Consider the following 22,752-nt stretch of genomic DNA (forward strand, 5'->3'; position numbering starts at 1 on the left):
TGGATCATTAGAGCGTCTTCCCGTGTTTCGGGGTGGACTCTTTGATGAGATAGCCGGTCACCGACCGTTTCTTGTCGAGCCATTTCCGCGCGGCCTCGTGCACCTGCTGTGCACCGACCGCGCGGATGCGGTCCGGCCAGCCCCGAATATCGTCGACGGATAGTCCCGTTGTCAGGCCGCGGCCATACCAGCGCGCGAGCATTTCATGATTGTCCTGGGTGTAGGTTACCTGCGCGATCAGGCGCGTCTTGACCCTCTCGAGATCTTCGGTGCAAGCGGGATTACCCGCAATGTCGGCTATTACGTCGTCGATGGCGCGCTCGATCTGGCTCAGTCGGACGCCGGGTTTTGGCACGGCGGAAATCGCGAATAGTGAGGGATCGAGCGCGGCAGAATGGTAGCTCGCGCTGGCGGTGACCGCGAGCTGCTGTTCGACCACCAGCGAATGATAGAGATATGAGTTGACGCCGCCGCCCATCAACTGCTCGAGTACGTCAAGCACTGGACCTTCGCCGCCGGCCGCGGCTCGAGCCGGTGCTACAAGATAATAGCGGTGCAGGGCCGGCTGCTCGACGAGGGCGTGGGCGAACGTTACTATGCGCCGCGCTGCCGGCGTCGGCTCCTGCGGCCGCAGGCGTTCAAGGGGAATCGATGTTTGCGTGGGGATGCCAGCAAATGTCTCGGTCACCATCGAGCGGATTTCTTTGGGGGCGACGTCGCCAGCGACAATCAGGATCGCGTTGTTCGGTGCATAGAAGCGCTTGTAAAAGTTAAGCGCGTCCTCGCGGGTAAGCTTTTCGATTTCGTGGCGCCACCCGATAATGGGGCGACCGTAGGGGTGGTTGAGGTAAAGCGCCGCCATCATCTGCTCGGCGAGACGTTCACGTGGATTGTTGGCGACTCTCATGCTGAATTCCTCCAGCACGACGTCGCGCTCGCAAAGCACGTCCTCATTTTTGAGAATGAGACCGGTCATGCGGTCGGCTTCAAATTCCATCATCTTGCCGAGGTGCTCGCGCGGCACGTGCTGGAAGTAGCTGGTGTAGTCGAGCCCGGTGAAGGCGTTCTGATTGCCGCCGGCGCGCAAGACGGCCTTGGAGAATTCATTCGCGGGATGTTTGGAAGTGCCCTTGAACATCAGGTGTTCGAGGAAATGCGCAAGCCCCGATTTGCCAGGCGGCTCGTCGGCGGAACCGACCTTATACCAGATCATCTGAGTCACGACGGGTGTGCGATGATCTGGGATCACGAGCACCTGGAGGCCGTTCTGAAGCGTGAAGCTAGCTGGTCGATCCGATCTGACTCTGTCGTCAAAGACGCTCTCCTCTTCAGGTAGAGATAAGTCGGTGCTATCATCCATTCTGTGCTCGAGCGCCGGCGCGGTGGGCGTCCTCGAACCGGAGGTAATACCGGTGACATCTCCTGCCTCGGCGCCGGCCGAAATCCCGTTCTTCATGGCATCTTCCATACTGATCCACGTTCATGGTGGACAAATCTGACAAAGCGCTTAGCCGCGCGTCGTTCGCCAAACAGCAGAGCAAAGAGCGGACCAAATTGGCGGAGGGGCGTACTCACGGCCGCGCGCACGTCAACCGGACACAAAACAGAACTGGCGCGCACCATCCTGGCAGAAGGTGAGCCGTCGACCTGTCGTGAACACTACATTTACGTATGACGCGCCAGGATGCTTTGGCGCCAACTGGCAGATGGCAACCTGCAGAAGGGGGGATTGAGGGCGGTATGATGCCGATGCAACTTTCCGCAAGCGCGTAGTTACAGATCTCGCTCTACACGGTGAGTGGCTTGGCAATATTTCTCATGGTAGCGAGGCGGGAGTCGGCGAGCAGCTCCCTGGAGTACACTGCGCCGAAGTAGTCTAGGACGAAGGTACCAGAATAGCGTAGAGTATCGGCCGCGCGGATTAGGTTATCAAGAATTGTGCCGACTTGGCCAATGCGACCGCGATAGCGCGAGCGGATAACATTAACGGCGTTCATCGAGTGGACCGCCTCGTCGGCAATTATCTCCCGCAGCCAATGATGGAACGTGTTGTTCCCAAGGGCGTCATAAAACGGCTTTTCTGCTGCATAGGCGCGGCAAGTGCACATTTCATCAAAAGCGATCATAACCATCACGGAAAATTCGTCCTTCAGGTGTTCAACGATCGGCCCAAAATCATGAGATCGAGCCTCCAATCTCTCCCGAAGAGTCCTTTCGGATCCATTGGCGACAAGTTCAATGATCCGGATAAATCCGTCGGTGTGCCGCTCTTCGTCAACCGCCCAGGCGTTAAAGAATGCAGCAGCTTCATCGGAAGCGATAAGATTTCTCGCCACTAATTCTTGTTTTAAGTACCGGGCGTCATATTCGGTGTACAGATCAGGCCACAATTTGTCCCAACGTGCGCGGACAGCCGACGGCTCGGCGGCGAACATCGCTGGCGTAAGAGTATTGAATAATTCTTTTGGACTCCAGTTCCGTCGAAACGGCGTAATCATCCGAGTGCCCCTAAACCCGTAGGATGCGAGCGCGCCGGCCCACAATTGTTGTCATCCGTACGCTCGCAGAGCATATGCTACAAACAAGAGCCCGTCGTCTCCTTGTTTTGGTAGGCTGATGGCCAGAGGCCTTTCGGCTGGCTGAAGCGTCCCCTTGAATGGCGCAGTAGCCTTTTGTGATCCATACGGCGGCAAGACCAGGGACACTTGTCATTGCTAGTTGCGGGTCTAAAACGGCCTCCTTGACCTCGCGAGGGGCGCTCAGGCGGGCCGCCATGCTGACAGGCACGATAGTTTCAGCAGATCTACGACGCCGCATATTGAAGGGTAGGACTGCGGCACGTTTTGAAGCACAGTTAGCGGCACACGTGGCATCCGATGGGAAGCCCCGGCATCAATCGGGGTAGACCAATGGTGGTAGTCTGCGTCCCAGTGGATCCCGAACGTTAGCCTCGTTCCCATAGCCCTTTAATTTTCAGCAGTTGCGGCGATACGACTTCCCATGAGTATCGATGAGTATCTCTGGCCTTTCGATTCCGCTAAATTCTCGGTGAAACCCCGTGCACTCCGGCCGCGCAAGCGCACCGCTAAGTCAAGTAAACGGAGCTACGGAAGAGACTCGGAACGTTATGCGATAAGCTTACGCTAGATTGCATAGGGTTGCGCGATTGAGAGAATCCGTCGCTAAGCAGCATCTCGGTTGTCGACCAGCGAGGTAAACAACTGCTCAATCTCGCTAGCTTCGATGAGACGGAGGAAGTCACAGTTGCGTGCCGTTTGCTATCAAAGGATGGCGACAAAGCACCGGCTCTCTGTCTTTCAAATCACCAATAAACGGACTGCTCAAACGAGTTAGTGAGGATTCCAAAGACAGGCCAGTTCACAGTCATCCTGATTGAGATTGCAAGCCGAAACGTGCCTCTCTCGCGCTAGCTGTTGCTAACTCCGCTGTCCAACCAATAAACTGAGCCAACGGGGTGCAGAAGCGCCCGGATGGAGCACTGCCGAGCCGGGCTTTATGTGGATGTGCTCCTTGTGGAAGACATTCATTATCGGCCTCCGTCATGCCGGCAAGGTTCTGCCAACCATTCACGGCCTCCACTCCGACCGCTAACGGATCGAAAACGGTTTTCGAGCAAGTTCGTGCCCGGGATAGCAGGGGAGGAGATCCACACATGACCGGACCGGCCGTCATGGAAAACGTGCGCCGCTATCGCGCGATAGCTTCGTTGTGCCGTCAGTCCGCCGCATTTCGGCCGATCCAACGGGACTCATTGCTAGCGCAAGCTGCAGAGTGGGAGGAACGCGCGATCGCGGAGATCGAGAGATACTTCAGTTGTTCTGCTGCACGTCCTGCTTGATTGCGCGCTCGACGATGAAAAGAACCCACCGTCTGGCCAATAGGTCGGCCAAACGATCCAGTCGCGCAAGCGGCCGCGCTGGGAATTGATCGGCGGGAGTTTCGAATAGAACGCCCAAACAGCTTCATCATCTCCGCCAGCACATCCCGGGCCCTCGTCCAGCCACCGGATAGCTTAGCTCTATTGCTTCCGCCCTCGCCGACGCTGTGCCAAGGGCGCCGTTCCGTTGCACGGAGAGATGATGCCTTCGCTTTCGGCAAGAAGGAGTCCTTGGTTCGGCACCGTGCGTCGCGGTGCCATGCAAACATTAAGCCCTAAAGCCGACGTAAGAGGGGCATGCCGAGTAAATCTGCTAGCGCCGGGAGCTCAGATGTGTGATCGCCTGATGAATGTCGGCGCGCGCTGGTCAGCCGCAAGATCCGATGTTGCGCCGCGCAAGGAAAACGGAAACTCCGGCTTATCAAAAGCGGGATTCCGCGATCCTTGCGGATGCAGAAATCATTCAAGAGTTATATGGCGAAGTGCGTGAGATGCGAGGCTGACCTCGCCAAAGTCAATCTGGTCAATGAGGTGGGCTATCTTCATGTAGAGGCTGTACGCTCTACATAAATCATTGTCATCATCATACGGATCGTTCGTGGGCTTTGCTGCACTTTCGGTACACTTGGCATCGCCGCTATTGTCTTCAGTTGCGGCAAGATACAAAGGCGGTTTACCCGCTCGTTGCAATTTGCATCCGTTGTTGTTCCATTTGTCCTCGTGCTTGGTCGGATCAAGCACCATGATCGAGTCACTTACCTCAACAAGCCAAACGCTGCTGTGCGGGCTTCCGCTTCCGGATTGAAAGACTGAGAGAGGACGAGCGGTTCGTTGCCATCGATCCGGGGCTGATGTTAAAGCAAGAGATCGCCCGTGTTATCGACAACCGGATGAGTAGCCCGGAAATCTATTATTGAGGTGAGTTCATCTCACCCAGGAAATTGTTCGCGTCAATCATTCTTGCGCTTGAACAGCTCACTGGGGCGACCTCCGGCTTTCGTTCTCAGGAGCCCGGCGCTCTTGTTCGCGAGCTGATAGCTGAACTATCGCGCTTTCTCTGAACCAGATTTCGTGCCGAAGCAAAACGCAATGTCCGCCGTGCGTTGAGCCTTTCGGGACAGCCGAGCTAGAGTATCGCTGCGGATTCGCAGCAATATGCTCTATGTCTCCGCCATAAAACTCTGCCGGCTTGTTCTCGAATGAAGATCTTGAGATCTCAACCACCGGTCGGCTCGTCAACCAGCGCGTATGGCGGGACTTCAGTCGAAAATGATCAGAGGAGAAACTCGATGGCGCCGAGTTCAGGGAGGAGAGTATATCCGGCGAATCGTTGGCGATGCGCGTAGTACCGGTCGTTAGTCGCGCTCGTTCTCATTTCATTGGCCTCGGAAGCGCATTGTGTATCGGATAAATTGCTGGTGCGCTGAAACATGAAGCCTGCCAGTTGTACCGACGAGGTCGCGGGGGCCCGCCGCCGATTGAGTGTTCCGCGTTGATGGTAAGCCTAGCTGTCGACATGCTGACAGCTAAGCATCAAGACGTCACCATTCCGATCCGCTCCCGCATTGGCTCGTTCGAGATAGCGCCGCGAAGTGCCGGCCGTCCGCCTGCGGTGCAGGGTTGGCGCCGCCAATCTTACCTTCAAGGGCGAGGGACAGTTTGAAGTTATTGCGCAGCATCGGGTTTGCGGGTTCCACCGCGAGAGCTTGGCGATAGAGTTCTTGGGCCTCCCGATGTCGGCCCTCGTGATCGAGAACAACCGCTTTGGCATTCAATGCGCGCAGGTCGCCAGGGGCTGCCAATAAGATCCCATCGAGCACATCAAGCGCATCATTCGGGCATTTGCGTGCCAGCAAAGCCCGCGCAAGAGGAATCGCGGCATCAACATTGTCCGGTCGTTGCTTCAGCGCATCGCGCAAAGCCTTCTCGTCAGCATCCTGGCCGAGAGCGTGAGCGATGCGCTCGCGCATAGCTGGATCGACCTCCTTGGCCCCGACCAACTCTGCCGTAGACGCCGGCTGCTGTGAAAGACCCGACTTGTGCGAGTTAACGCAACCCGCGAGCAGCACAATAGCAAGCATGGGGAGAAAGGCCGAGCACGAATGGCGACGAAAGTTACACCAGCGCCGCAGAACGTTAATCTTACATGAATTCATAAGCGACCTCACGACCCTAAACCCGTGCTCGTCAGCCGGCCGCAGGGAGGAGGTCACGATGGCCGCCTGTAGGAGTGTTGTCCTTGCCGGGCGCAAGTTTGACGGAGCCAATCGGCTGGACGGTGAAATCCGAAGCGAGATCCTGATAGGAGAGAACAGGTAGGTCTATTCCATTCCGGGTGAGAAAGCCGCGGACGAAGCGCCGGATATCCATCGAGCCCAGGATAACTGGCTGGTTCTGACTGCGTGCGATGCTTGAATGGATCTGGCGAAATTGTGAAAGCAGCATCTCGCTTTGCCGATCCTCCAAAACGAGATAGGGACCGACAGCGGTGTCGCGCACCGCACTGCGCACGATATCCTCGGTCTCGCGCTCAACGATAAAAGCCGCCACGACACGATGGGCGTTGGCGTAGCGGTGACAGATCTGCCGCTTCAGAGCGGAGCGCACATATTCCGTGAGCAGTACGGCATTTTGTTCCCGTTCGCTCCATTCTGCAAGCGCTTCCAAAACCAAACGGGTGTTCCGGATCGGGATGCCCTCGTCCAGCAAGCGACGTAGGACATCCGCAATGCGAGGGATCGGTGTCGTGCGCAGCACCTCTTTCACCAGATCGGCATATTCCTGCTCCATCCGGCCAAGCAACTGACGCGTTTCCTGAATGCCCACCAGGCGCTGTGCATAGCGTGTCAACGTTGACTGGACGCGCAAGGCGATGACTTCGCTCGGACGGTGGTGCCCTATTCCGGCAGCTTTGAGAGCAGGCGCATGGGTTTGTTTGATCCAGATCCGATTCGTGTCTGGGTCGTGCCAAAAGGGGATCCCGCTCAAATCAATGTTCGCCACGTCGTCATTAAGTAAGAGTTGTGTAGGGTCAATGGCGCCCTCTTCCACGGGCACTCCTTCGACATCCACCCGGAATTGCGATTGGGCCAGGTGCTTTGCGCTTTGGGCGGGAATGCGTGGAATTGTGATGCCAAGATCAGCTGAAACCAGTGCCGAAACCCGAGCGACGCACTGCTCGAGTTCCCCTACGTCGATTGCTTGCATCAGGCTCGGCGCTAGCAACAGCGTAATTGGAAGTGCCTCCGCGGGCACGGCTTGCTTCTGACCCTGTGCGGAAGCGGGAGCCGAACCGGTGGGACCGGCGCCGGCTTTGGGAGCGGTCTTGCCCTCTTGCACGCTAACCTTGAGAAAGCTGGCGGCGGAGAAGAGCGCGGCCAGTATGACAAAGGGGGGCAAAGGGAAGCCAGGAACGAGCCCCATCACAAGCAAGACACAGGACGCCAAGCGTAGCGCTTGCGTGCTGGCTGTAAGTTGGTTGACGATATCAGCGCCGAGATTGAGTTTGGAAGGACCGTTGACACGAGTAACAATGGTTGCTGAGGTAATTGACAGCAGCAGGGCCGGAATCTGCGAAATGAGCGCATCACCGATCGTCAGGATGGTGTATTGATGCATCGCCTCCTCGAGGGACATGCCCTTGGAGAGCGATCCGATCGTGATGCCACCCAGCATATTGATGCAGATGACTATGAGTCCGGCTATGGCATCGCCCTTCACGAATTTCATAGCGCCGTCCATCGCGCCGTGCAGTTGGCTCTCTCGCTCCAGCGCGCCGCGCCGGCTGCGGGCTTCGTGCTGATCGATATGGCCGTTGCGCAGCTCCGCATCAATCGCCATCTGCTTTCCCGGCAGCGCATCGAGCGTGAAGCGCGCCGATACCTCCGCCACCCGTTCGGCGCCCTTGGCGAGAACCATGAACTGCACCATGGTCACGATCAGGAATATGACAATGCCGACGGCGATGTTGCCGGATATGACGAAATCGCCGAACGTATGGATGATGCTGCCGGCATCGCCCTCGGCTAGGATCAGTCGCGTCGTTGCAACGGTAAGAGCGAGACGAAAGACGGTGGAGATCAGGATGACGCCCGGTAGGGACGAAAAGTCGAGCGGCGTGTTGAGATACAGGGCGACCATCAACAGCAATATGGCAAACCCCAGATTGAAGCCGATCAGCATATCGATCACGATGATCGGGATCGGCATGATCATCATTCCGATCGCCAGAAGAAGCATCAACGCGACCATCAAATCCGGATGAGCCGGCGCGCGCGTGATGAGAGTTCGTAGAAGGTTGGCCATGAGAAGCCTTATTGTTGTTCGATTGCAGCTGTGCTGCCCCGCAACAAAACATAGCGTTTGAAGACGGCTTGCGCTTCGGTCATGCGGCCGGCGTGACGCAGGGCGTGGCTGCGCATCAGCATCAAGGGCAGACACGAAGACGGCTCGTCATCCAGTTTGTCAAGCTTATCCAATACCGACAGTGCTTCGTCACCGCGACGCTCCGAGATGAGAGCGTAGGCCAGGATGCGGAGCAGGCCGATGTCTTGGGACTGTTCGTGAGCGACCAGCCGCAACAGAGCCAGGCTCTTGGCGCTCTGTCCGCACGCAAGGTAGACATAAGAAAGCACGCAGAGCAAATCTCGCTCCGGCCCGGAGATCAGTTCGACAGCGCCGGCTTCGGAAACGCGCTGTGTAGATGTGAAGTGTTGCACTTTGTCTGGCGCGGCCATCGCTAGCCTTTGATCAAGCCGTTGTGACTCTGGCGAAACAGGATTAATCGCTGCAGCTCCAGTTGCAGAAGTGCGGCCCCTTCACGTGACACCAAATCCTCTGGCGCGGCTGATAGCGTATCAGCCAAACGCTCCAGAAGAAGGCCGTGTTGCTCTGGACGCAGAACATGCGAATGGCGTAAGCGCGGCGTCACGAAGGAGAGTAGACCGTGCGCGAGATTGGGCTCATTAAGCCAAGCGAGTTCCGAGCCTGGCTCGACCTGACCGGGCGGGGCGCGCGCCTCGTCGAGATTGACGCGCGAGACTGCATCGATCGAACTGAGCTCGAGCGCGCTCTCGATCGTGGCGTCGACCAACGGATCCAGCACGTCCCTGTGGCGAGAAATTGAGGTGTGGCTCTTGGTATCATTGCCACGGGTCCGATCAATCCCGATGGACTTGGCTCGAGAACTAACCGGCGTGGTGGCAGATGCATGATGATCGACGTTTGGCTCCTGAAAAGAGGTGCCAGGCTTGACGGGATTCGGGGGCAGCCTAGTCATGGCACTTTGCTTCCTTACATGCGGCCAAAAGCGCTAATAGGGTAGGGTGGCAAGCCGACCATCCCGGCTCAGCAGAACACGCCCTTCCTCAATCCCGCAGACGGTCCATCCATTGCTCAAGAGCGCGCCGACGAAATACTTTTGACCAGCAATGACAATATAGGGTTCGCTCCCGCGCCAAACAGCTTGGACCTCAATTGCGGGGGGCGTCTTCTCAACCTTGATGGCGACCGCATTGACGAGCGTATAAGCGCCATTGCTATTTTGATCAAACCGCTGCTGGACGTCTCGCCATGTGGCCAGCGAGGCGGGCGTAACGGTGCCGTCGGCGGTGACGACGCCCGCCCCAGAGGCGACCTTGATGCCGACAAGGCCCGCTCTGTCAACTTCCTCTTGCAGCCGCTCGGCAGCTGCATCGGTGGCCAGGGCATCAGGAGCGCTGAGCGCCAGCTTGGGTGCAATGGCTGTAGCAGGGGACGACGGACTTGACGCCACTGTGGCGTCGGTCTGGACAAAACTGGATGAGACTGCGCCAACCGCGGCAGAGCTGATCAGGACAAAAGTGAGAACGGCGAGCGATATACGCCGGCGGTCGATGGAGCCAGCTTGTTTGTAGTCCTCGATCGTCCAGCGCATGGACATCGCCCCGGCATGCAAAACGACAGGAAGAGGGACAACAATGGGCTCATTCGCTAAAACAGTCTCGTGCCCCTCGATCCTGACGTCCCTCGCAAGGGCCTCGATCTCGATTGAATTGGAATGCGGGGTGATACGGAAATGGTGCGGTTCGAGGCCTTGTTCGACGAAGATTAAGTCTGCATCGAGGCTGCTGCCAATCAGACACGGTCCGATCCCCACTTTACTTGTCAGCCCGGAATAACACCCCGACAGCACTTCGAAATGCAGGCAATTTGGTTCATTCACGGTCGGTTTCCTGAATAGCGAATGGGACCGTACGGCAAAACCGTACGGCCCGTTGCGACTTCACAGACTAAGCAGCCGGGGAAAGTGGTGGGGCGACGTCGCCCCACCTCATCCCTTACTGCACCCGCTCATCGGCCGCTTTTTTGACGGTCGAGAGCTCGGTCGAGACGACGCGAAGTTCCACATCCCTCTCAGCAGCCTTTGTGCTGGTCAAAGTCAGAGCGGCGATTTGCCGTTGGAATGCCGCCTCTCCAGCAGCTTCAGCAGCCGTGGAAGCTGCTGCAGCAGTAGCGGTGCCGGCTGCTCCACCTGCAGCCGAGGTATGAGACGCACCAACATTCTTAGTCATCCTATTTCTCCTGTGTGTTCAATTTCGCCGCCACGTGCGGCTCCTATTTCCTAACGTCGCAACATGCGACGTCAGGAATCCTCCTCTGTCTCGGCCATGACATCGTCGAAATGGCTCATTGCACTATTCACAAATTGGAGAGCAACGGCTCCCAGAGCGACGTTGAACGCTTGCTGCATAGCGGCTTCATGCGAGTTACCGCCCGGAGTGGACGCGCCGCCGTTTACGGGAATGTTTGCATCAGGCGATCGGCCATGATCGTCGCGCTCGCCAGGCTTGTGAGATCCTTTTTTGCCGCCGCTTTTGCCGCCAGCCGCATGGAGGTCAGCATCAACGTGCCCAGCGGCGCTAGAGCTCGTAACGCGCATCGGGTTCTCCTATGTCAATTCGATGTGCCAATCGAGGCAGTTTCCACCCTCCACTCTGCAAGGATTAGCTTTCGACAAGCTGACGAGTCGTAGAAAATACAATGAGCCGATGGTGGATCGTCACTAAACGGTTCACCAGCAGACCGTATTTGAAAGGTAGCCGGCGAAAGCTGGAGATCAGATGGTTAAGACAAACAATCGTTTGTGGAGCTTGATCGGGTGAGCACGTTGCTCATCTTCGAAAGCGTTCCATTGGCGAAATATCAAAGCCACCACTAAGTTTTGGGCTGAACGTGCTGCAATCTCGGGCTCATGTCTCTTGCGATGCCTCCGAGCTCTTTCGACAATTTGCTTGCGGTCAGGCGATGCTGCACGGAGTTTGACGTCGTCGGGAGCGAGGCTGAAAGCCAGAGTGACGGCCGATTCAGCGGCCAGAGCGGTCCATCGGCCCCGGCGGGCCCATGGCAGATCCTTCAATCGCGACCCACTTTCACGGAGACCGAGCAGGAGCCCGCTACTCGAGAAAGAGCCATTCGGCTCTACCGCTCTGGACCAATGTGCTCTCGATTCTTGCGCCCGGCAGGCTCCGCGGCTGTGGCCGGTCTGTCGGGTATTGTTAATGCATCGCGATGTTGACAGGCGGCGTATGCAGTCACTGGAACATCACCGCGGCAGCCTGACGATCGTGTCGGCCAACATAGCTTGTGCGCAGCGAAGGGCCGAAATAAGTTCCTCGGATTCGGGGCGGTCTCAAGTATGCTGGTGGAGCTTGCGCGACCTACTGCTCGGCAGAGAGGCCCAACCGCGCGGAGGTCGCGCAAGCTCAGTTTCCAGCGTGATCCTGAGAGGATAGCGTCGCTCCGCCTAGGCGTAGGCGCCTGCAGCTTGCAAGCGCTCGGACTCGATGCGAGCCTTCAGGTTATTCAAATAATCCTCCGCGTAGGACTGGGCCACCGAAACCGGCAGGTTGATGCCGGCCGTCGCGGCTTCTTGAATTGCCTGCTTCACCAAGCCTTCTCGCATTGCTAATTTGACCTCAGGTCCGGCGATGCAGCCCACCGCCTGTGCCGCAAGGCTCAGCCCGGCTTCTTCCAGCGCTTGCTTTATGTTGCCGCCACTGATGGCAGTGTGAAGAAGATTTGCAGCTTGCGCCTCGGCTTCGAGCACCATTGACGCCAGATCGGCCAATTCACCCAAACCTGGAATGAAGCCAAGTACACCGACTGCTGTCGCGGCCCAGTCGAATACCTTAGAGCCAACTTTGAGCACGTCATTAAGTGCGTGCATAAAGGCGCCACCGTTCTTTTTGGGAGACTTGATGTCGGGCTGGTCTGCCACGCCCATCGTCATGTCCGCGACCGCGTCCTGCTCGGCAGGCGTTCGGACGGCATGCGTCTTCACTTGGTGGACGGTGCGGTTCGCACCCGACATGTTGTTGAAGAACTGGTTGAAGTCGCTGTTGCTGATGTTGCCGGAATCGACCGTATGCCCGCCGCCGAAGTCGAAGAACTTATGGTGGGTTTTGTAGCCCGTAATTGCGTTGTTCATCAACCCGAACAACACGGGATCGGAGAGCAGCTGGGAGGCCGCCTTTCGCACCTCGGGCGTGAGGCTCTTATCATCGACCATGCTCGCCAGCTTTTCCCGGGTCAGATCACCGTTCCCGAAGAAAGCGTTTTGGTTCTTGTTGATCGTATTGAGCGTATCGAGCTCGGCTTGCGTGAGATTCATCGATGATGAAGCAATCTGCAGGAAGTCCTCTTTGTGGACCTTGTCTATCGAGCCACCATACAGCTGCTTCCATTCATCCGGGTGATCGAGGAAGTATTGAGCGGCCGCGAGAACCTGCGGCGGGCATTTGCCGGTTTTGGCTTCGCCGTCGACGATCCGCTTGAAATCCGCAAGGCTCAGGTTCTTAGGCAGGTTGTCGGAATACCGATAGAGCTCGCGCAATGCATCGGTCTGGGTCATAACCGATGGCTCGCCATTCCGGGTGCCGTCGGAAGGGATGTAGTTTTGCGTATAGTTCTTTGCCCGCTGCTCCTGGAACGCACCAACCTGAGGGTGGTGATCGGAGAAGCTGGAGAGATCACCTGCTTTAATCTTCCCGCCGCAGCGGCCGTCACCTTGCGAGCCTATCGCATAGAAGAGCTCTGGGTCCTGTTGCAGAGCCTCGATCGCCGCTTTTAGATCCGGTGGTGTGGAGGGATCGTTGGCCAAATCTCCAAGAGATTTCCAATCCAGCGGGCACTTGTCTTTGTGTCGGTTCAGCACCGACACAATCTGCAGCTCGGCATGAGTCAACGTGCCGCTGTTCCACGTGATCCTGGAGCTTTGTACGGGTGCCTCTGCAATCTTTGGTGCGCTCTCAGCGGAGGAGGACTCCGTGGAGGATGGCTCTGGCGCCTGCTGACATGCGTCCAGTGCGGCCTTGATCTCCGGCGGGAGGATGTTCCGCACCTCCTGCGTGAGTTCCTCCGTCAGCTGCTTGGCTGAGTCTGCAGCCGCCGGATCCTGCGGTGCGGAATGGTCATCGACCTTGTCTTTCAACGAGAAACTAGCCAGCATCGCCTCGAAATTTGAAAGATCCCGCGCCGATGAGGGCCCGGGCGCCAGCCCGGACAAAGTGGAGCTGGCGGTTAGCGACAGGTTGTTGACTGACATTATAGGTCCTCTGATTTGAGATCGCACCACAGGCCGGGCATGTGGCGCAGCCCGAGAATCGCGACGAACAACGAGCAATAAATGTTGATAGGATCGATGGCTCCTACCAATTGCTTCCGATTGCTCAGTGCGCCCCAGCGCTCAGTTCCGCTACAATCTATAGGCACATCGCCGTCTAGATATTCACGCCGTATGGTAGGTTTGATTAGCTTTCCAAAAGCTGACGGCATTCAGAGGTTTCATAACGAGGCGCGAAATGACAGTGTGAAAGGCGGTGATGGTTCTTGATATCGGAATCGGCTTGCCTGTTTTGTTTCGATCGCTCGCCTCCACGCTAACTAGGTCGAATCAATGAACCCGAGTCTGCCGCTCTGCGGATGGTCACGTGCGCTGATTCCTGCAACAACGTCGCAGGTCTCCGCAGCATCTGATGGTGAAATCACCCACGCCTAGCGACCTCGCGCCTGCGCCCAACGAGAGTGTTGGCGTCTGCCCGATGAGCCAGATACAGAATGATCGTATCAGATTGACTGGCGCAGATGCTCGAAAGAGTCCGTCGGTATTGTGCCGACCATGTTGCCCCGAGCGGATCGAAGCTCAGCTGCGCCTGGCATTCTTCATGTCATCATGCTTATCCGCTTGGCGAGTGTTCGCTCGAGCCTACAGGCCAAAGGGCAGAGTCTAGCGATGGTTTGATACGAATTGAACCTTCTTCTCGCCATTCCGCCCTGACAGGCACACCCAGGTTGGTGAACGTGATTGTCTGTGAGCCCTGGTGGGTATGAGATTGCGGCTTCTTAGCATTTCGATCTGAGCAAGCGTAGCGGTTTGGCCAGTGAAGACCCACTCGCCCCTGGCGCGACGGCCGTTCGCCATGGCGAAATCTCCAAGTTCCGGCGGAGCAACCCGTGCGGGCACGCGAGTCCGCTTGAGACGGTCCAGCGTTGAGGTGACCCGGATCTTGCCAAACAAGGTCGTTGCCGAACTCGGAGGCGTCCACGCGGTGCTGAGCGATCGGCTGTTGGGAATTGGTCCGCTCGCCGCCGCTCAATGATGGCTCGACACGCGATGATCTGCCTCCGAGTTCCTGCCAAATTAGGTCCTGGCTGTATTCGGGTATTTTATGCAATGCGACTCTCTCGGACCGGCGGGCGACGAGGACGAGTGGGATGCTGGGCTGTTGTCCGCCGGGCTTAGCGAGTTGAAGTTCATCCTGTTCCTCCCTTTGGACAACTGAGGGGCTTTCATTCTTGCGCGATGAAGCTCATTTGCATGGCAGAGTTCGTAGAGTTGTTCAAAAGCTCGCATGAGGCGCTAAAGCGGCAAAGCACGGTCACCGATGCTGTTGGCCAGGACCTGGTTCGCGTCCGTGGCTCCGGCCTGGACGTTTATTTGCGCCGCCCTGCGGCATCGACCATCTACATATCCGCGCTTGGACACTGGCAGCAGTAGCTTTCGAAAAGCTGACAGAGGGCATAGACAGACGCATGGCACCTCTTCGTAGGCGATCTGTTGTCATCAGGTCATTTCTTACCTGCATCGGGTAGATGGACCATGCCGTCTTGATGTGGTGCCTCCGGCGAAGGAGCGTCATTCGGTCGTCCTTCGCGAATGACCACGCTGGAGGATCCCCGAAACAGCATCAAAACCGACTCGTGCGGTGGCTTTTCGCCACCGCTCGGGTTTCGCCGTGCCTGTGCCTCCGCCGCAAGTCCTTTGAGTGTTTGCTCCACAAGCGCGACAAAGCGGGGTGGACCAGAGGCGAAGACGAGGCCATCTCCCGGTACGGCTCTCACGATGTAACGCTCGTCGGAGATGTTGAGCGCATCGAGTGCCGCCTTGAGCGCATCAAAGCTGATTGGACTCAAGACCAAAAGGCGGCTTTGCGCCTCATGCGCGTCGGATACATAGAGCACCAGCCCATCGTAGTACCATTGAAGATTGTAGAGATTGATCAACCGTTCGAGGAACTCTCGCGGTGGGAGATCGGGCAGTCGCCCGCGAATCCGCCCCTTCACCCCGGTGCTGACATTGACTCTGATATTTAGGTTGTTGCCGAATTCCTGCAGTGCGGCCGCGAGGTCCTGATCCAGAACTGTGTAACTATAAGGCGTCGATGGCAGCGCCAGGGGAGCGCCGAGCGCCTCGACGACGCCCAAGCAAATGAAAACACCAGCATAGAGAAGTTTCTTCAAGATGTGCCGCCTTGTGGATGGAATGAGCATTCCTGCTTTTTACGCTTGAGAACAAGCACCGGAATTCGTCCCAAAATTTGGAAGCCGCTGCTTCGTCGAAAAATGGAAGCTGACCGTGATCATTGGATGACAGCTGCTCGTCAGTTTTTGGTCAGCTTACTTCTCTAGGGTGCCGGCCCGTTCGTGGGAACTGACGGCTCACCTCACTACGTGACAGAAATGATTTCCTCCATCTTGTTTGGCATTACGTCGACCCCTGTCAACTCCGTCGAGTGTGCCTCCAACGGCTGTTCGCCGGCAAACGCCCAGTTTGATCAGAGTCTTGCGCAGGCGGCCTCGAACCAAGGTGTCACCTCTTCTGTGACCGAGCGCACGCCAGCTCCATTGCTGGCGGAAGTGCCGCGCGCAGTCATATCGGCGAGCCCGCTCGGCGATCGCGTCCTTCAGAGCATTTCTGCTATCCATCAGGGCAAACCATTTCCGTCGGGTGCAGTTTCGCCGACGCTCGTCGGTGAGCCTGATCCTACTAAGGGTCTCCAGCTTGGGCCGGCAGCGCAACCAGTCTTGCGTGTTCAGCAAGTCGAGGTACATCCAGCGGGCAAACCGGAAGGTGCGGATCATTTCGACTCGGCGCTGGCGAATCTGCGGGATGTTTACAACGGCGTCATCCAGGTTTCGCTCCTCTCCAAGGGGACAGGTGCTGTCAGTTCATCTCTGAACAAGCTTCTATCGGCGGGCTGAGCGGGCCGTTGGCTGTCTTGACGAAAGACAAGATCGGTAACGGCTGCCCCGCAAGAAAGCGGCTTCATGCTCTCGTCCTGTTGCCGGTTTTGCTGGCCCTCGCCGGTTGCAAAGCTGATCTGTATACCAAAGTTCAAGAGCGCGAAGCCAACGAGATGCTTGGGCTGCTCCTGAGCAAGGGCGTCGATGCCATCCGTGTTGTCGGTAAGGATGGGACCAGCACAATTCAGGTGGAAGAAAAGCAGCTCGCCTACTCGATCGAGCTTCTGAATGACCAGGGCTTGCCGCGCCAACCCTTCAAGAGCCTTGGTGAGGTGTTCAAGGGGGCGGGCCTCGTTGCATCTCCGGTTGAGGAGCGAGCCCGCTACATCTATGCTCTCAGTGAAGAATTGTCGCGTACGATCAACGATATCGATGGTGTTCTCTCCGCCCGTGTTCATGTCGTTCTGCCGAAGAATGATCTTTTGCGACAGGATGCAACCCCGTCTTCGGCGTCGGTGTTCATTCGATACGCCTCGAACGCGAAGCTCTCAGCCTTGCTGCCGCAGATCAAGATGCTCGTCGCCAACAGCATCGAAGGCCTATCATACGACAAGGTGGCGGTCGTGTTCGTGCCGGTTGAGCGGGCTCAGCATGAGGTCTCCGTTGTGCCAGCGGCAGCTTCCGCCGAACCAACCAAGTTCAATGCAACCCACATTGCGATCGGTGCAGGAGGTGGGCTCGCCGCGTTGGGCATTCTATCTCACGTGCTGCTGAGCACACGTGGGCGACAGCTTCGTCAATCCTGGCGCAAAGTGACGAGTCTCGGCAGAGATGCCAGCAACCCAGCGGTCCAGTCCGCCGGCAAAAAGCTCTCCTCCGATCCGAAATAGCGGCAGCAGGTCCGTATCGATGGCATCCACTAACACAAGTTTTTCACTCAACCCGCATTCCGATCGCCTGCGTGAGCTTGCCGCTTTAATCCATCCCAGCCGGTTTTCCGGCCATCTTGATGAGCGCCTGTCGACCGCCACAGTGCTGCAGTTGCAAAAGTCTCCCAGACTGCAGCAAAGACTGGCCGAATTGCTGCTAAGTAGTGAGGAGCTGGTTTCGAACGGAACCGATTGGGGTAGGGACGTTCTGCTCGGGCATGATCCGCGTCGAGCGGCGCTGCTCGCTGGCAGTATCTGGCATGCCCGTTCTGTGCTGAAGTTTGTGTCAAGACATGATGTAGCGATTCTGATCGAAAATATTGGTGCCGAAGCACATGCTTTCGCAATCCGACACTTATCCAACGCCGTCGCAACCACATCGATTGACGATCCGCAGAAGCTGGCGAGCCAGATTGAACATGACGGATGTGCCTGCCTTGGCGCTTGGCTCAAGGACGCATCAGAGCTTGACCGTGTGCGCGTTCTTTTCCGCTTACCTGTGGGGACCACCGCAGAATCCCCAGCAGCCGAACACCACAACTCAGCGGGTCAGTTACTGTCTTTGGTGGTGGCCCACTTGGCCACGGAGGAGCCAGCGGCATGACGGCCAATGAAACAGTCTTGCCAGATAGCCCGCGGATACGGCCGCTTGGTCGGCTCATACCAGCCGCGGAACTTGGCATCTGGTACGATGCGGTGCAGACGCGCGCGCTAGCCGAGCGATACCTGCGGCAGGTTCGCAGTTGGGCAAGGAAGGCCTATCAGCAGGAGCGGGAGCGCGGGCACTGCGAGGGTCTAAGGTCAGGCTCGGACGAAATAGCACGGCTGATTGCCGGAGCTGCTTCCGATGTGGCCCGGCGAAAAGCCGTTCTGCAACAGGAGTTACCACAGCTCGTCATTGAGATATTGACCGATTTGTTGGGCTCCTTTGATCCGGGTGAGATGTTGGTAAGGACCGTTCGTCACGCCGTCGAGAAAAGATATGGCAGCGGAGAAGTATGCCTTCACGTGTCTCCTGTGAACGCTGATGCACTAAGACATGAATTCCTGGCGTTCGATGGAACGAATGGTCGGCCGAAAGTCAGAATTGATCCGGACCCTGCCGTGGGGCCGGACCAGTGCGTTCTGTGGAGTGAGTTCGGCAGTGTCGATTTAGGACTTGCCGCGCAGCTCCGCACATTGCGTCTCGGCCTTAATCCATCTTCTCAGGAAAGCTAACCGTGACGATGCAACGATCAGGCCAAGATCAAGCCGGCGGAGAAGGAGATGTGCATGCGGCGATAGCATCGCTGAGATTCGCAGCAAAGGATGTCGATACGCGTGCCGTGCGGGGACGGATCACGCGTGCGATCGGCACCTTGCTCCATGCCGTGTTGCCAGGGGCCCGTGTTGGAGAACTTTGCCTGCTGCAGGATCACGCTTCCGGATGGTCGCTTGAGGCGGAAGTCATCGGTTTGCTGCCGGACGGGGTGTTGCTGACGCCCATTGGCGATATGGTAGGCTTGTCCCACCGCGCGGAAGTGCTCCCGACCGGGCGCATGCAGGAAGTGTCAGTCGGGCCCGACCTGCTCGGCCGCGTGATCGATAGCTTCGGCCGTCCACTCGATGGCAAGGGGCCGATAAAGACGGTCCACACTTGTCCGCTCCGCGGCAAGGCGCCCAACCCGATGAGGCGGCGTGGCATCGAGGAGCCGTTTCCGCTTGGCGTTCGCGTGCTGGACGGACTTCTGACGTGTGGCGAAGGTCAGCGGATCGGAATCTATGGAGATGCCGGTTGCGGTAAGTCGACGCTGATGTCGCAAATTGTAAAAGGCGCAGCCGCCGATGTCACCGTGGTTGCGCTCATAGGGGAGCGTGGACGCGAGGTGCGTGAATTCATCGAACGTCATATTGGAGATGCTCTCGCTCGCACGATCGTTGTCGTTGAGACATCCGATCGATCGGCAATGGAGCGGGCGCAATGCGCTCATATGGCGACCGCACTCGCCGAGTATTTTCGTGATCAAGGTCTGCGGGTCGTTCTGATGATGGATTCGCTGACGCGATTTAGCCGTGCGATGCGCGAAATCGGCCTTGCCGCCGGCGAACCTCCCACCCGGCGCGGCTTTCCTCCTTCCGTCTTTGCGCTGCTTCCTGGTCTGTTGGAGCGAGCCGGTATGGGCGAGCGGGGCTCGATCACGGCATTCTATACCGTGCTTGTCGAAGGTGACGGCACGGGCGATCCGATTGCCGAAGAGTCGCGCGGAATTCTCGATGGTCACATCATTCTTTCGCGCGCGCTGGCCTCGCGAGAGCATTTTCCCGCCATCGACGTGCTGTCGAGCCGAAGTCGTGTCATGGATGCGGTCGCCTCTGGTCCACATCGCAAGGCGGCATCCACCTTCCGCGATCTGCTCTCGCGCTACAATGAGGCTGAGTTTCTGATCAAGGTCGGTGAATACAAGCCAGGCAGCGATCCACTGACTGATCGGGCAATCGAGTCAATCGAGGAACTGCGCGCATTCTTGCGCCAGGGACAGGACGAGCCGTGTAGCTTTGAGGAGACCGTTTCATGGATGTCGCGTCTGACGGCCTGAATCTCGTACAAGCGTCAAAATTGCGGCTGGTGAAAGACATGAGAGAGCGAAGCGCGCTTCGTGAATTGTCGAACATGGAAGACAGGCGCCAAATTGCGGTCGCAGCGCTGCAGCGAGCGTCTGAGAATCTTAAAGGCGCTGAGAATCGTCGCGCCAAGGCCGAAGCTGAACTTTATCAGGAGCTGGTGTCCCTCGAGATGATGTCCGTGGCCGAGCTCGATCGTCGCTGTCAAGTCGTCCTTGGGCGGCTGGCAGCAGAGATCGAATCGGCACGCCAGGCGCGTGAGCAGGCGCGCATCGCGCATGAGCAGGCCGAGCGGGCAGTGAATGAGGCGCGCACCATATGGGCCAAGCGGTCGGCGGCGAGCCAGAAATGGCAGGAGATTGAGGGCGATGTCCAGCGCACTACCGCTGTCCGTTCGGAGTTTGCAGCCGAAGTCGATGCCGACGATGAGGTTTTGCTCCGATATCAGGGTGGTTCGCGCAGCCAGACGGTCGATGGCTCGAACTAATGGCTGGTTCTCTTACCGCGTCGCGAGCTGCACCCGCGGAACCTGTCGATAAATGCCATGGGTGAACCCGCACTATTTCAGCCAGCGGCAAAGCTGTCGCATGAAGTGGTCTCCTGGCTCAACGAGACCGCCGCACCGCGCACGGTTCTGCAGAGCCGCATGGGCGATAAGCCGCTATCGATCCGTATGAGCCGGCTTGTTTGGCAGGCCGAGCCATATGCCATGTCGGTGCTCGACTGCGTATTTTGCGCCGGAGGCGAGACCGCTGTGTTGTCCTTGCCCCGCCTTCTCGTCGAGGCACTGATTTCAACGGTCCAGTCTGGCCTTACTTTACCTTCCGACCCAACCCGCTCGCTCCTTCTCGAACTTGCACTGGAACCTTGGCTCGCTCCACTCGAGATCGCGCTCGCGCGGAATTTGCAGCTGATCCGCGTCGAAGACGCAACGGCCAAAGACCCCTATTTGGAGTTCGACGTTACTTTCGGGCCGCTGGCGGCCAAGGCTCGCCTGTTCTTGTTCGCGCCTCTTGACGGTCTGGTTCCGTCTGCGTTTCGTGTCTTAGGCGAGCTGATCGGCCAATCACCGCGAGATTTAGGTAAGAGTTCTTCGGAATTGCCGGTCGTAATTGCGAGAGAGATCGGCTCGCTGCGCGCGCCCATCAAGCTTCTTCGCCAAGCACAGCCCGGCGACGCACTGCTGCCCGAAGTCATTCCCTTTGCTCATGGCCAGCTCATCCTCGCTGCGGACAAGTTGTGGGCGCCGGCGCAGGTCGCGGGCGACAGACTTATCCTTCGGGGACCATTCCGCCTGCAGTCCCATCCTCTAAGGTATGCAAATATGACGATACGCCCACAAGCTGAACAAGCAATCCCGCTCTCGGAAGCCGACATCGACAGTATTGAGATCACGCTTGTGTTCGAATGCGGCCGCTGGCCCATCCCGCTGGGTACGTTGAGAAGCATCAACGAGGGGCACGTGTTCGAGCTTGGCCGGCCGGTGGACGGTCCGGTCGATATTGTTGCCAATGGTCAATTGATCGGCCGCGGCGACATCGTACGTGTCGGTGAAGCGTTGGGCATCCGGTTACTTAGCAAGTTGGCGGTCAATGGTTGACATTCAACCGAGCATCCTTGCGCTTGTTGCGGCGACCGCCGGTCTTGGCCTGCTGGCGTTCGCAGTTGTCACAACAACGGCGTTCATCAAGGTTTCCGTCGTTCTCTTCCTGATCCGCAACGCGCTCGGCACTCAGTCCATACCACCGAATATCGTTCTGTATGGTGCTGCATTGATCCTTACCGTGTTCATAGGCGCCCCAGTATTCGAGCAAACCTACAACCGCGTGACCAATACGCAACTTCGTTACCAAACCGCCGATGACTGGTTGACCGCCGCCAAGGAGGGGAGCGAGCCGCTGCGCGCCCATCTCAAAAAGTTCACCACTGAGGAGCAGCGCACGTTCTTCCTGTCGTCGACGGAACATATCTGGTCGGAGGAGATGCGCGCCAACGCAACAGCCGATGATTTTGCGATCCTCGTGCCGTCTTTTTTGATCTCGGAGCTTAAGCGTGCGTTTGAAATCGGTTTCCTTCTCTATCTTCCGTTCATCACGATCGACCTTATTGTGACGACAATTCTGATGGCCATGGGCATGTCAATGGTATCACCAACAATGATATCCGTTCCTTTCAAGCTCTTTCTGTTCGTCACAATCGACGGCTGGTCGCGGCTCATGCACGGATTGGTCTTAAGCTACGCATCCCCGGGGGGGTGAGATGGACGAGGCGAGCATCCTCACCCATCTGAGCCGATCATTAGTCCTGTTCATGATCTGGGTTCTACCGCCGCTCCTGGCAGCCCTCGTGGCCGGATTGGGTATTGGCATCGTGCAGGCAGCAACCCAGCTCCAGGATCAAACCTTGCCGCTTACCGTGAAGCTCCTCGTCGTCGTCGCCGTGCTCGTTCTGTTTGCCCCGGTGCTGAGCGCGCCGCTGATCGAGCAAGCCCAGCATATCTTCACTGAGTTCCCCGCGCTCACAGCGAGGTATTAGGCTAGTGCGCGCGGAACGCAGGCCTGTCTAAGTTTCAGCTATAGCGTCGCGTTTGTTGGCGTTCATTGCGAACCACAAAAGGGCGAGTTCGTCAGCTTATCGAAAGCTCGCCTCACTATTCTGAGACGGATAAACATCCGAACTGTCCTGTTCGGCTCTATGAGCCTGCCGTATTCGGAGGAAGAATGACCCCATTTGGAATTTCTATCCGTTCGATTCAGGTTTGCTTACGATGTGATGGAATTACCTGCTGAGACCTGGTCCTCGATGCACAGCCTGGCGAGTTGT

The 22,752-nt window shown here is 57.6% G+C and carries 22 protein-coding genes; 10 read left to right on the forward strand and 12 right to left on the reverse strand.

The annotated features are described in order from the left end of the window. Positions 1–7: 7 nt before the first annotated feature. Both P6U28_RS37975 and P6U28_RS37980 read right to left on the reverse strand, forming a co-directional pair. Entirely contained in the window at positions 8–1,360 is a 1,353-nt protein-coding gene (locus P6U28_RS37975) for a M16 family metallopeptidase (protein ID WP_407123154.1), read from the reverse strand. Positions 1,361–1,787: 427 nt separating this feature from the next. Beyond that, positions 1,788–2,498, reverse strand: coding sequence for a hypothetical protein (locus P6U28_RS37980; protein WP_407120892.1), 711 nt, complete (start codon positions 2,496–2,498; stop codon positions 1,788–1,790). A gap of 1,175 nt (positions 2,499–3,673) precedes the next feature. Here P6U28_RS37980 and P6U28_RS37985 point away from each other — a divergent pair. Beyond that, the gene (locus P6U28_RS37985; protein ID WP_122405457.1) at positions 3,674–3,859 is read left to right on the forward strand and encodes a hypothetical protein; all 186 of its coding nucleotides are present in this window, start codon (positions 3,674–3,676) and stop codon (positions 3,857–3,859) included. 498 nt (positions 3,860–4,357) lie between these two features. On the opposite strand, the gene P6U28_RS37990 is transcribed toward P6U28_RS37985, so the two are convergent. The 10 genes from P6U28_RS37990 to P6U28_RS38035 form a co-directional block, all read right to left on the reverse strand. Beyond that, positions 4,358–4,642 carry a hypothetical protein gene (locus tag P6U28_RS37990; RefSeq protein ID WP_407120894.1) on the reverse strand — a complete coding sequence of 95 codons (285 nt, stop codon included), beginning with the start codon at positions 4,640–4,642 and terminating at the stop codon, positions 4,358–4,360. A 797-nt stretch (positions 4,643–5,439) separates the two neighbouring features. Next, the gene (locus P6U28_RS37995) at positions 5,440–5,868 is read right to left on the reverse strand and encodes a tetratricopeptide repeat protein (RefSeq protein ID WP_244607815.1); all 429 of its coding nucleotides are present in this window, start codon (positions 5,866–5,868) and stop codon (positions 5,440–5,442) included. Between the two features lie 217 nt (positions 5,869–6,085). After that, entirely contained in the window at positions 6,086–8,203 is a 2,118-nt protein-coding gene (gene sctV, locus P6U28_RS38000; RefSeq protein ID WP_407120896.1) for a type III secretion system export apparatus subunit SctV, read from the reverse strand. An 8-nt stretch (positions 8,204–8,211) separates the two neighbouring features. Beyond that, entirely contained in the window at positions 8,212–8,634 is a 423-nt protein-coding gene (locus tag P6U28_RS38005; protein WP_407120898.1) for a histidine kinase, read from the reverse strand. Between the two features lie 2 nt (positions 8,635–8,636). Beyond that, positions 8,637–9,176, reverse strand: coding sequence for a hypothetical protein (locus P6U28_RS38010; RefSeq protein WP_407120900.1), 540 nt, complete (start codon positions 9,174–9,176; stop codon positions 8,637–8,639). Positions 9,177–9,209: 33 nt separating this feature from the next. After that, a complete protein-coding gene (locus P6U28_RS38015; RefSeq protein ID WP_209294978.1) occupies positions 9,210–10,100 on the reverse strand; it encodes a hypothetical protein in 891 nt (296 codons plus the stop codon). Between the two features lie 115 nt (positions 10,101–10,215). After that, positions 10,216–10,449 carry a nodulation protein NopA gene (locus P6U28_RS38020; RefSeq protein ID WP_122405452.1) on the reverse strand — a complete coding sequence of 78 codons (234 nt, stop codon included), beginning with the start codon at positions 10,447–10,449 and terminating at the stop codon, positions 10,216–10,218. A gap of 71 nt (positions 10,450–10,520) precedes the next feature. Then, complete coding sequence (locus P6U28_RS38025) at positions 10,521–10,817, reverse strand: hypothetical protein (protein ID WP_160118921.1); 297 nt, start codon at positions 10,815–10,817, stop codon at positions 10,521–10,523. Positions 10,818–11,681: 864 nt separating this feature from the next. Next, the gene (locus P6U28_RS38030; RefSeq protein WP_283809918.1) at positions 11,682–13,481 is read right to left on the reverse strand and encodes an HrpF/NolX family T3SS translocon protein; all 1,800 of its coding nucleotides are present in this window, start codon (positions 13,479–13,481) and stop codon (positions 11,682–11,684) included. A 1,523-nt stretch (positions 13,482–15,004) separates the two neighbouring features. Then, complete coding sequence (locus P6U28_RS38035; protein WP_122405450.1) at positions 15,005–15,706, reverse strand: secretin N-terminal domain-containing protein; 702 nt, start codon at positions 15,704–15,706, stop codon at positions 15,005–15,007. 189 nt (positions 15,707–15,895) lie between these two features. Here P6U28_RS38035 and P6U28_RS38040 point away from each other — a divergent pair, with 189 nt between their 5' ends. The 9 genes from P6U28_RS38040 to P6U28_RS38080 are packed head-to-tail and all read left to right on the forward strand — an operon-like array spanning position 15,896 to position 22,464. After that, positions 15,896–16,417 (forward strand): nodulation protein NolB, encoded by a 522-nt coding sequence (locus P6U28_RS38040; protein WP_407120904.1) that lies wholly within the window; start codon positions 15,896–15,898, stop codon positions 16,415–16,417. A gap of 17 nt (positions 16,418–16,434) precedes the next feature. Continuing rightward, positions 16,435–17,289 carry a type III secretion system inner membrane ring lipoprotein SctJ gene (gene sctJ / locus P6U28_RS38045; protein WP_407123155.1) on the forward strand — a complete coding sequence of 285 codons (855 nt, stop codon included), beginning with the start codon at positions 16,435–16,437 and terminating at the stop codon, positions 17,287–17,289. Positions 17,290–17,308: 19 nt separating this feature from the next. After that, complete coding sequence (locus tag P6U28_RS38050; protein WP_407120906.1) at positions 17,309–17,932, forward strand: nodulation protein NolU; 624 nt, start codon at positions 17,309–17,311, stop codon at positions 17,930–17,932. After that, complete coding sequence (gene sctL, locus P6U28_RS38055; protein ID WP_122405448.1) at positions 17,929–18,546, forward strand: type III secretion system stator protein SctL; 618 nt, start codon at positions 17,929–17,931, stop codon at positions 18,544–18,546. The genes P6U28_RS38050 and sctL overlap by 4 nt, the downstream gene beginning before the upstream one ends. Before the next feature lie 8 nt (positions 18,547–18,554). Then, positions 18,555–19,904, forward strand: a complete 1,350-nt coding sequence (gene sctN, locus P6U28_RS38060) for a type III secretion system ATPase SctN (protein WP_122406901.1) — start codon at positions 18,555–18,557, stop codon at positions 19,902–19,904. Further along, the gene (locus P6U28_RS38065) at positions 19,880–20,416 is read left to right on the forward strand and encodes a hypothetical protein (protein ID WP_209294976.1); all 537 of its coding nucleotides are present in this window, start codon (positions 19,880–19,882) and stop codon (positions 20,414–20,416) included. Before sctN ends, P6U28_RS38065 begins: the two co-directional genes overlap by 25 nt. A 57-nt stretch (positions 20,417–20,473) precedes the next feature. Then, complete coding sequence (gene sctQ, locus P6U28_RS38070) at positions 20,474–21,529, forward strand: type III secretion system cytoplasmic ring protein SctQ (protein ID WP_407120908.1); 1,056 nt, start codon at positions 20,474–20,476, stop codon at positions 21,527–21,529. Next, entirely contained in the window at positions 21,522–22,187 is a 666-nt protein-coding gene (gene sctR, locus P6U28_RS38075) for a type III secretion system export apparatus subunit SctR (RefSeq protein WP_129143715.1), read from the forward strand. The genes sctQ and sctR overlap by 8 nt, the downstream gene beginning before the upstream one ends. 1 nt (position 22,188) lies before the next feature. Continuing rightward, positions 22,189–22,464, forward strand: a complete 276-nt coding sequence (locus P6U28_RS38080; RefSeq protein ID WP_025038819.1) for an EscS/YscS/HrcS family type III secretion system export apparatus protein — start codon at positions 22,189–22,191, stop codon at positions 22,462–22,464. The last annotated feature ends 288 nt before the right edge of the window (positions 22,465–22,752 follow it).

The sequence above is a fragment of the Bradyrhizobium sp. STM 3561 genome, from assembly GCF_045571455.1.
GTDB lineage: Bacteria > Pseudomonadota > Alphaproteobacteria > Rhizobiales > Xanthobacteraceae > Bradyrhizobium > Bradyrhizobium vignae.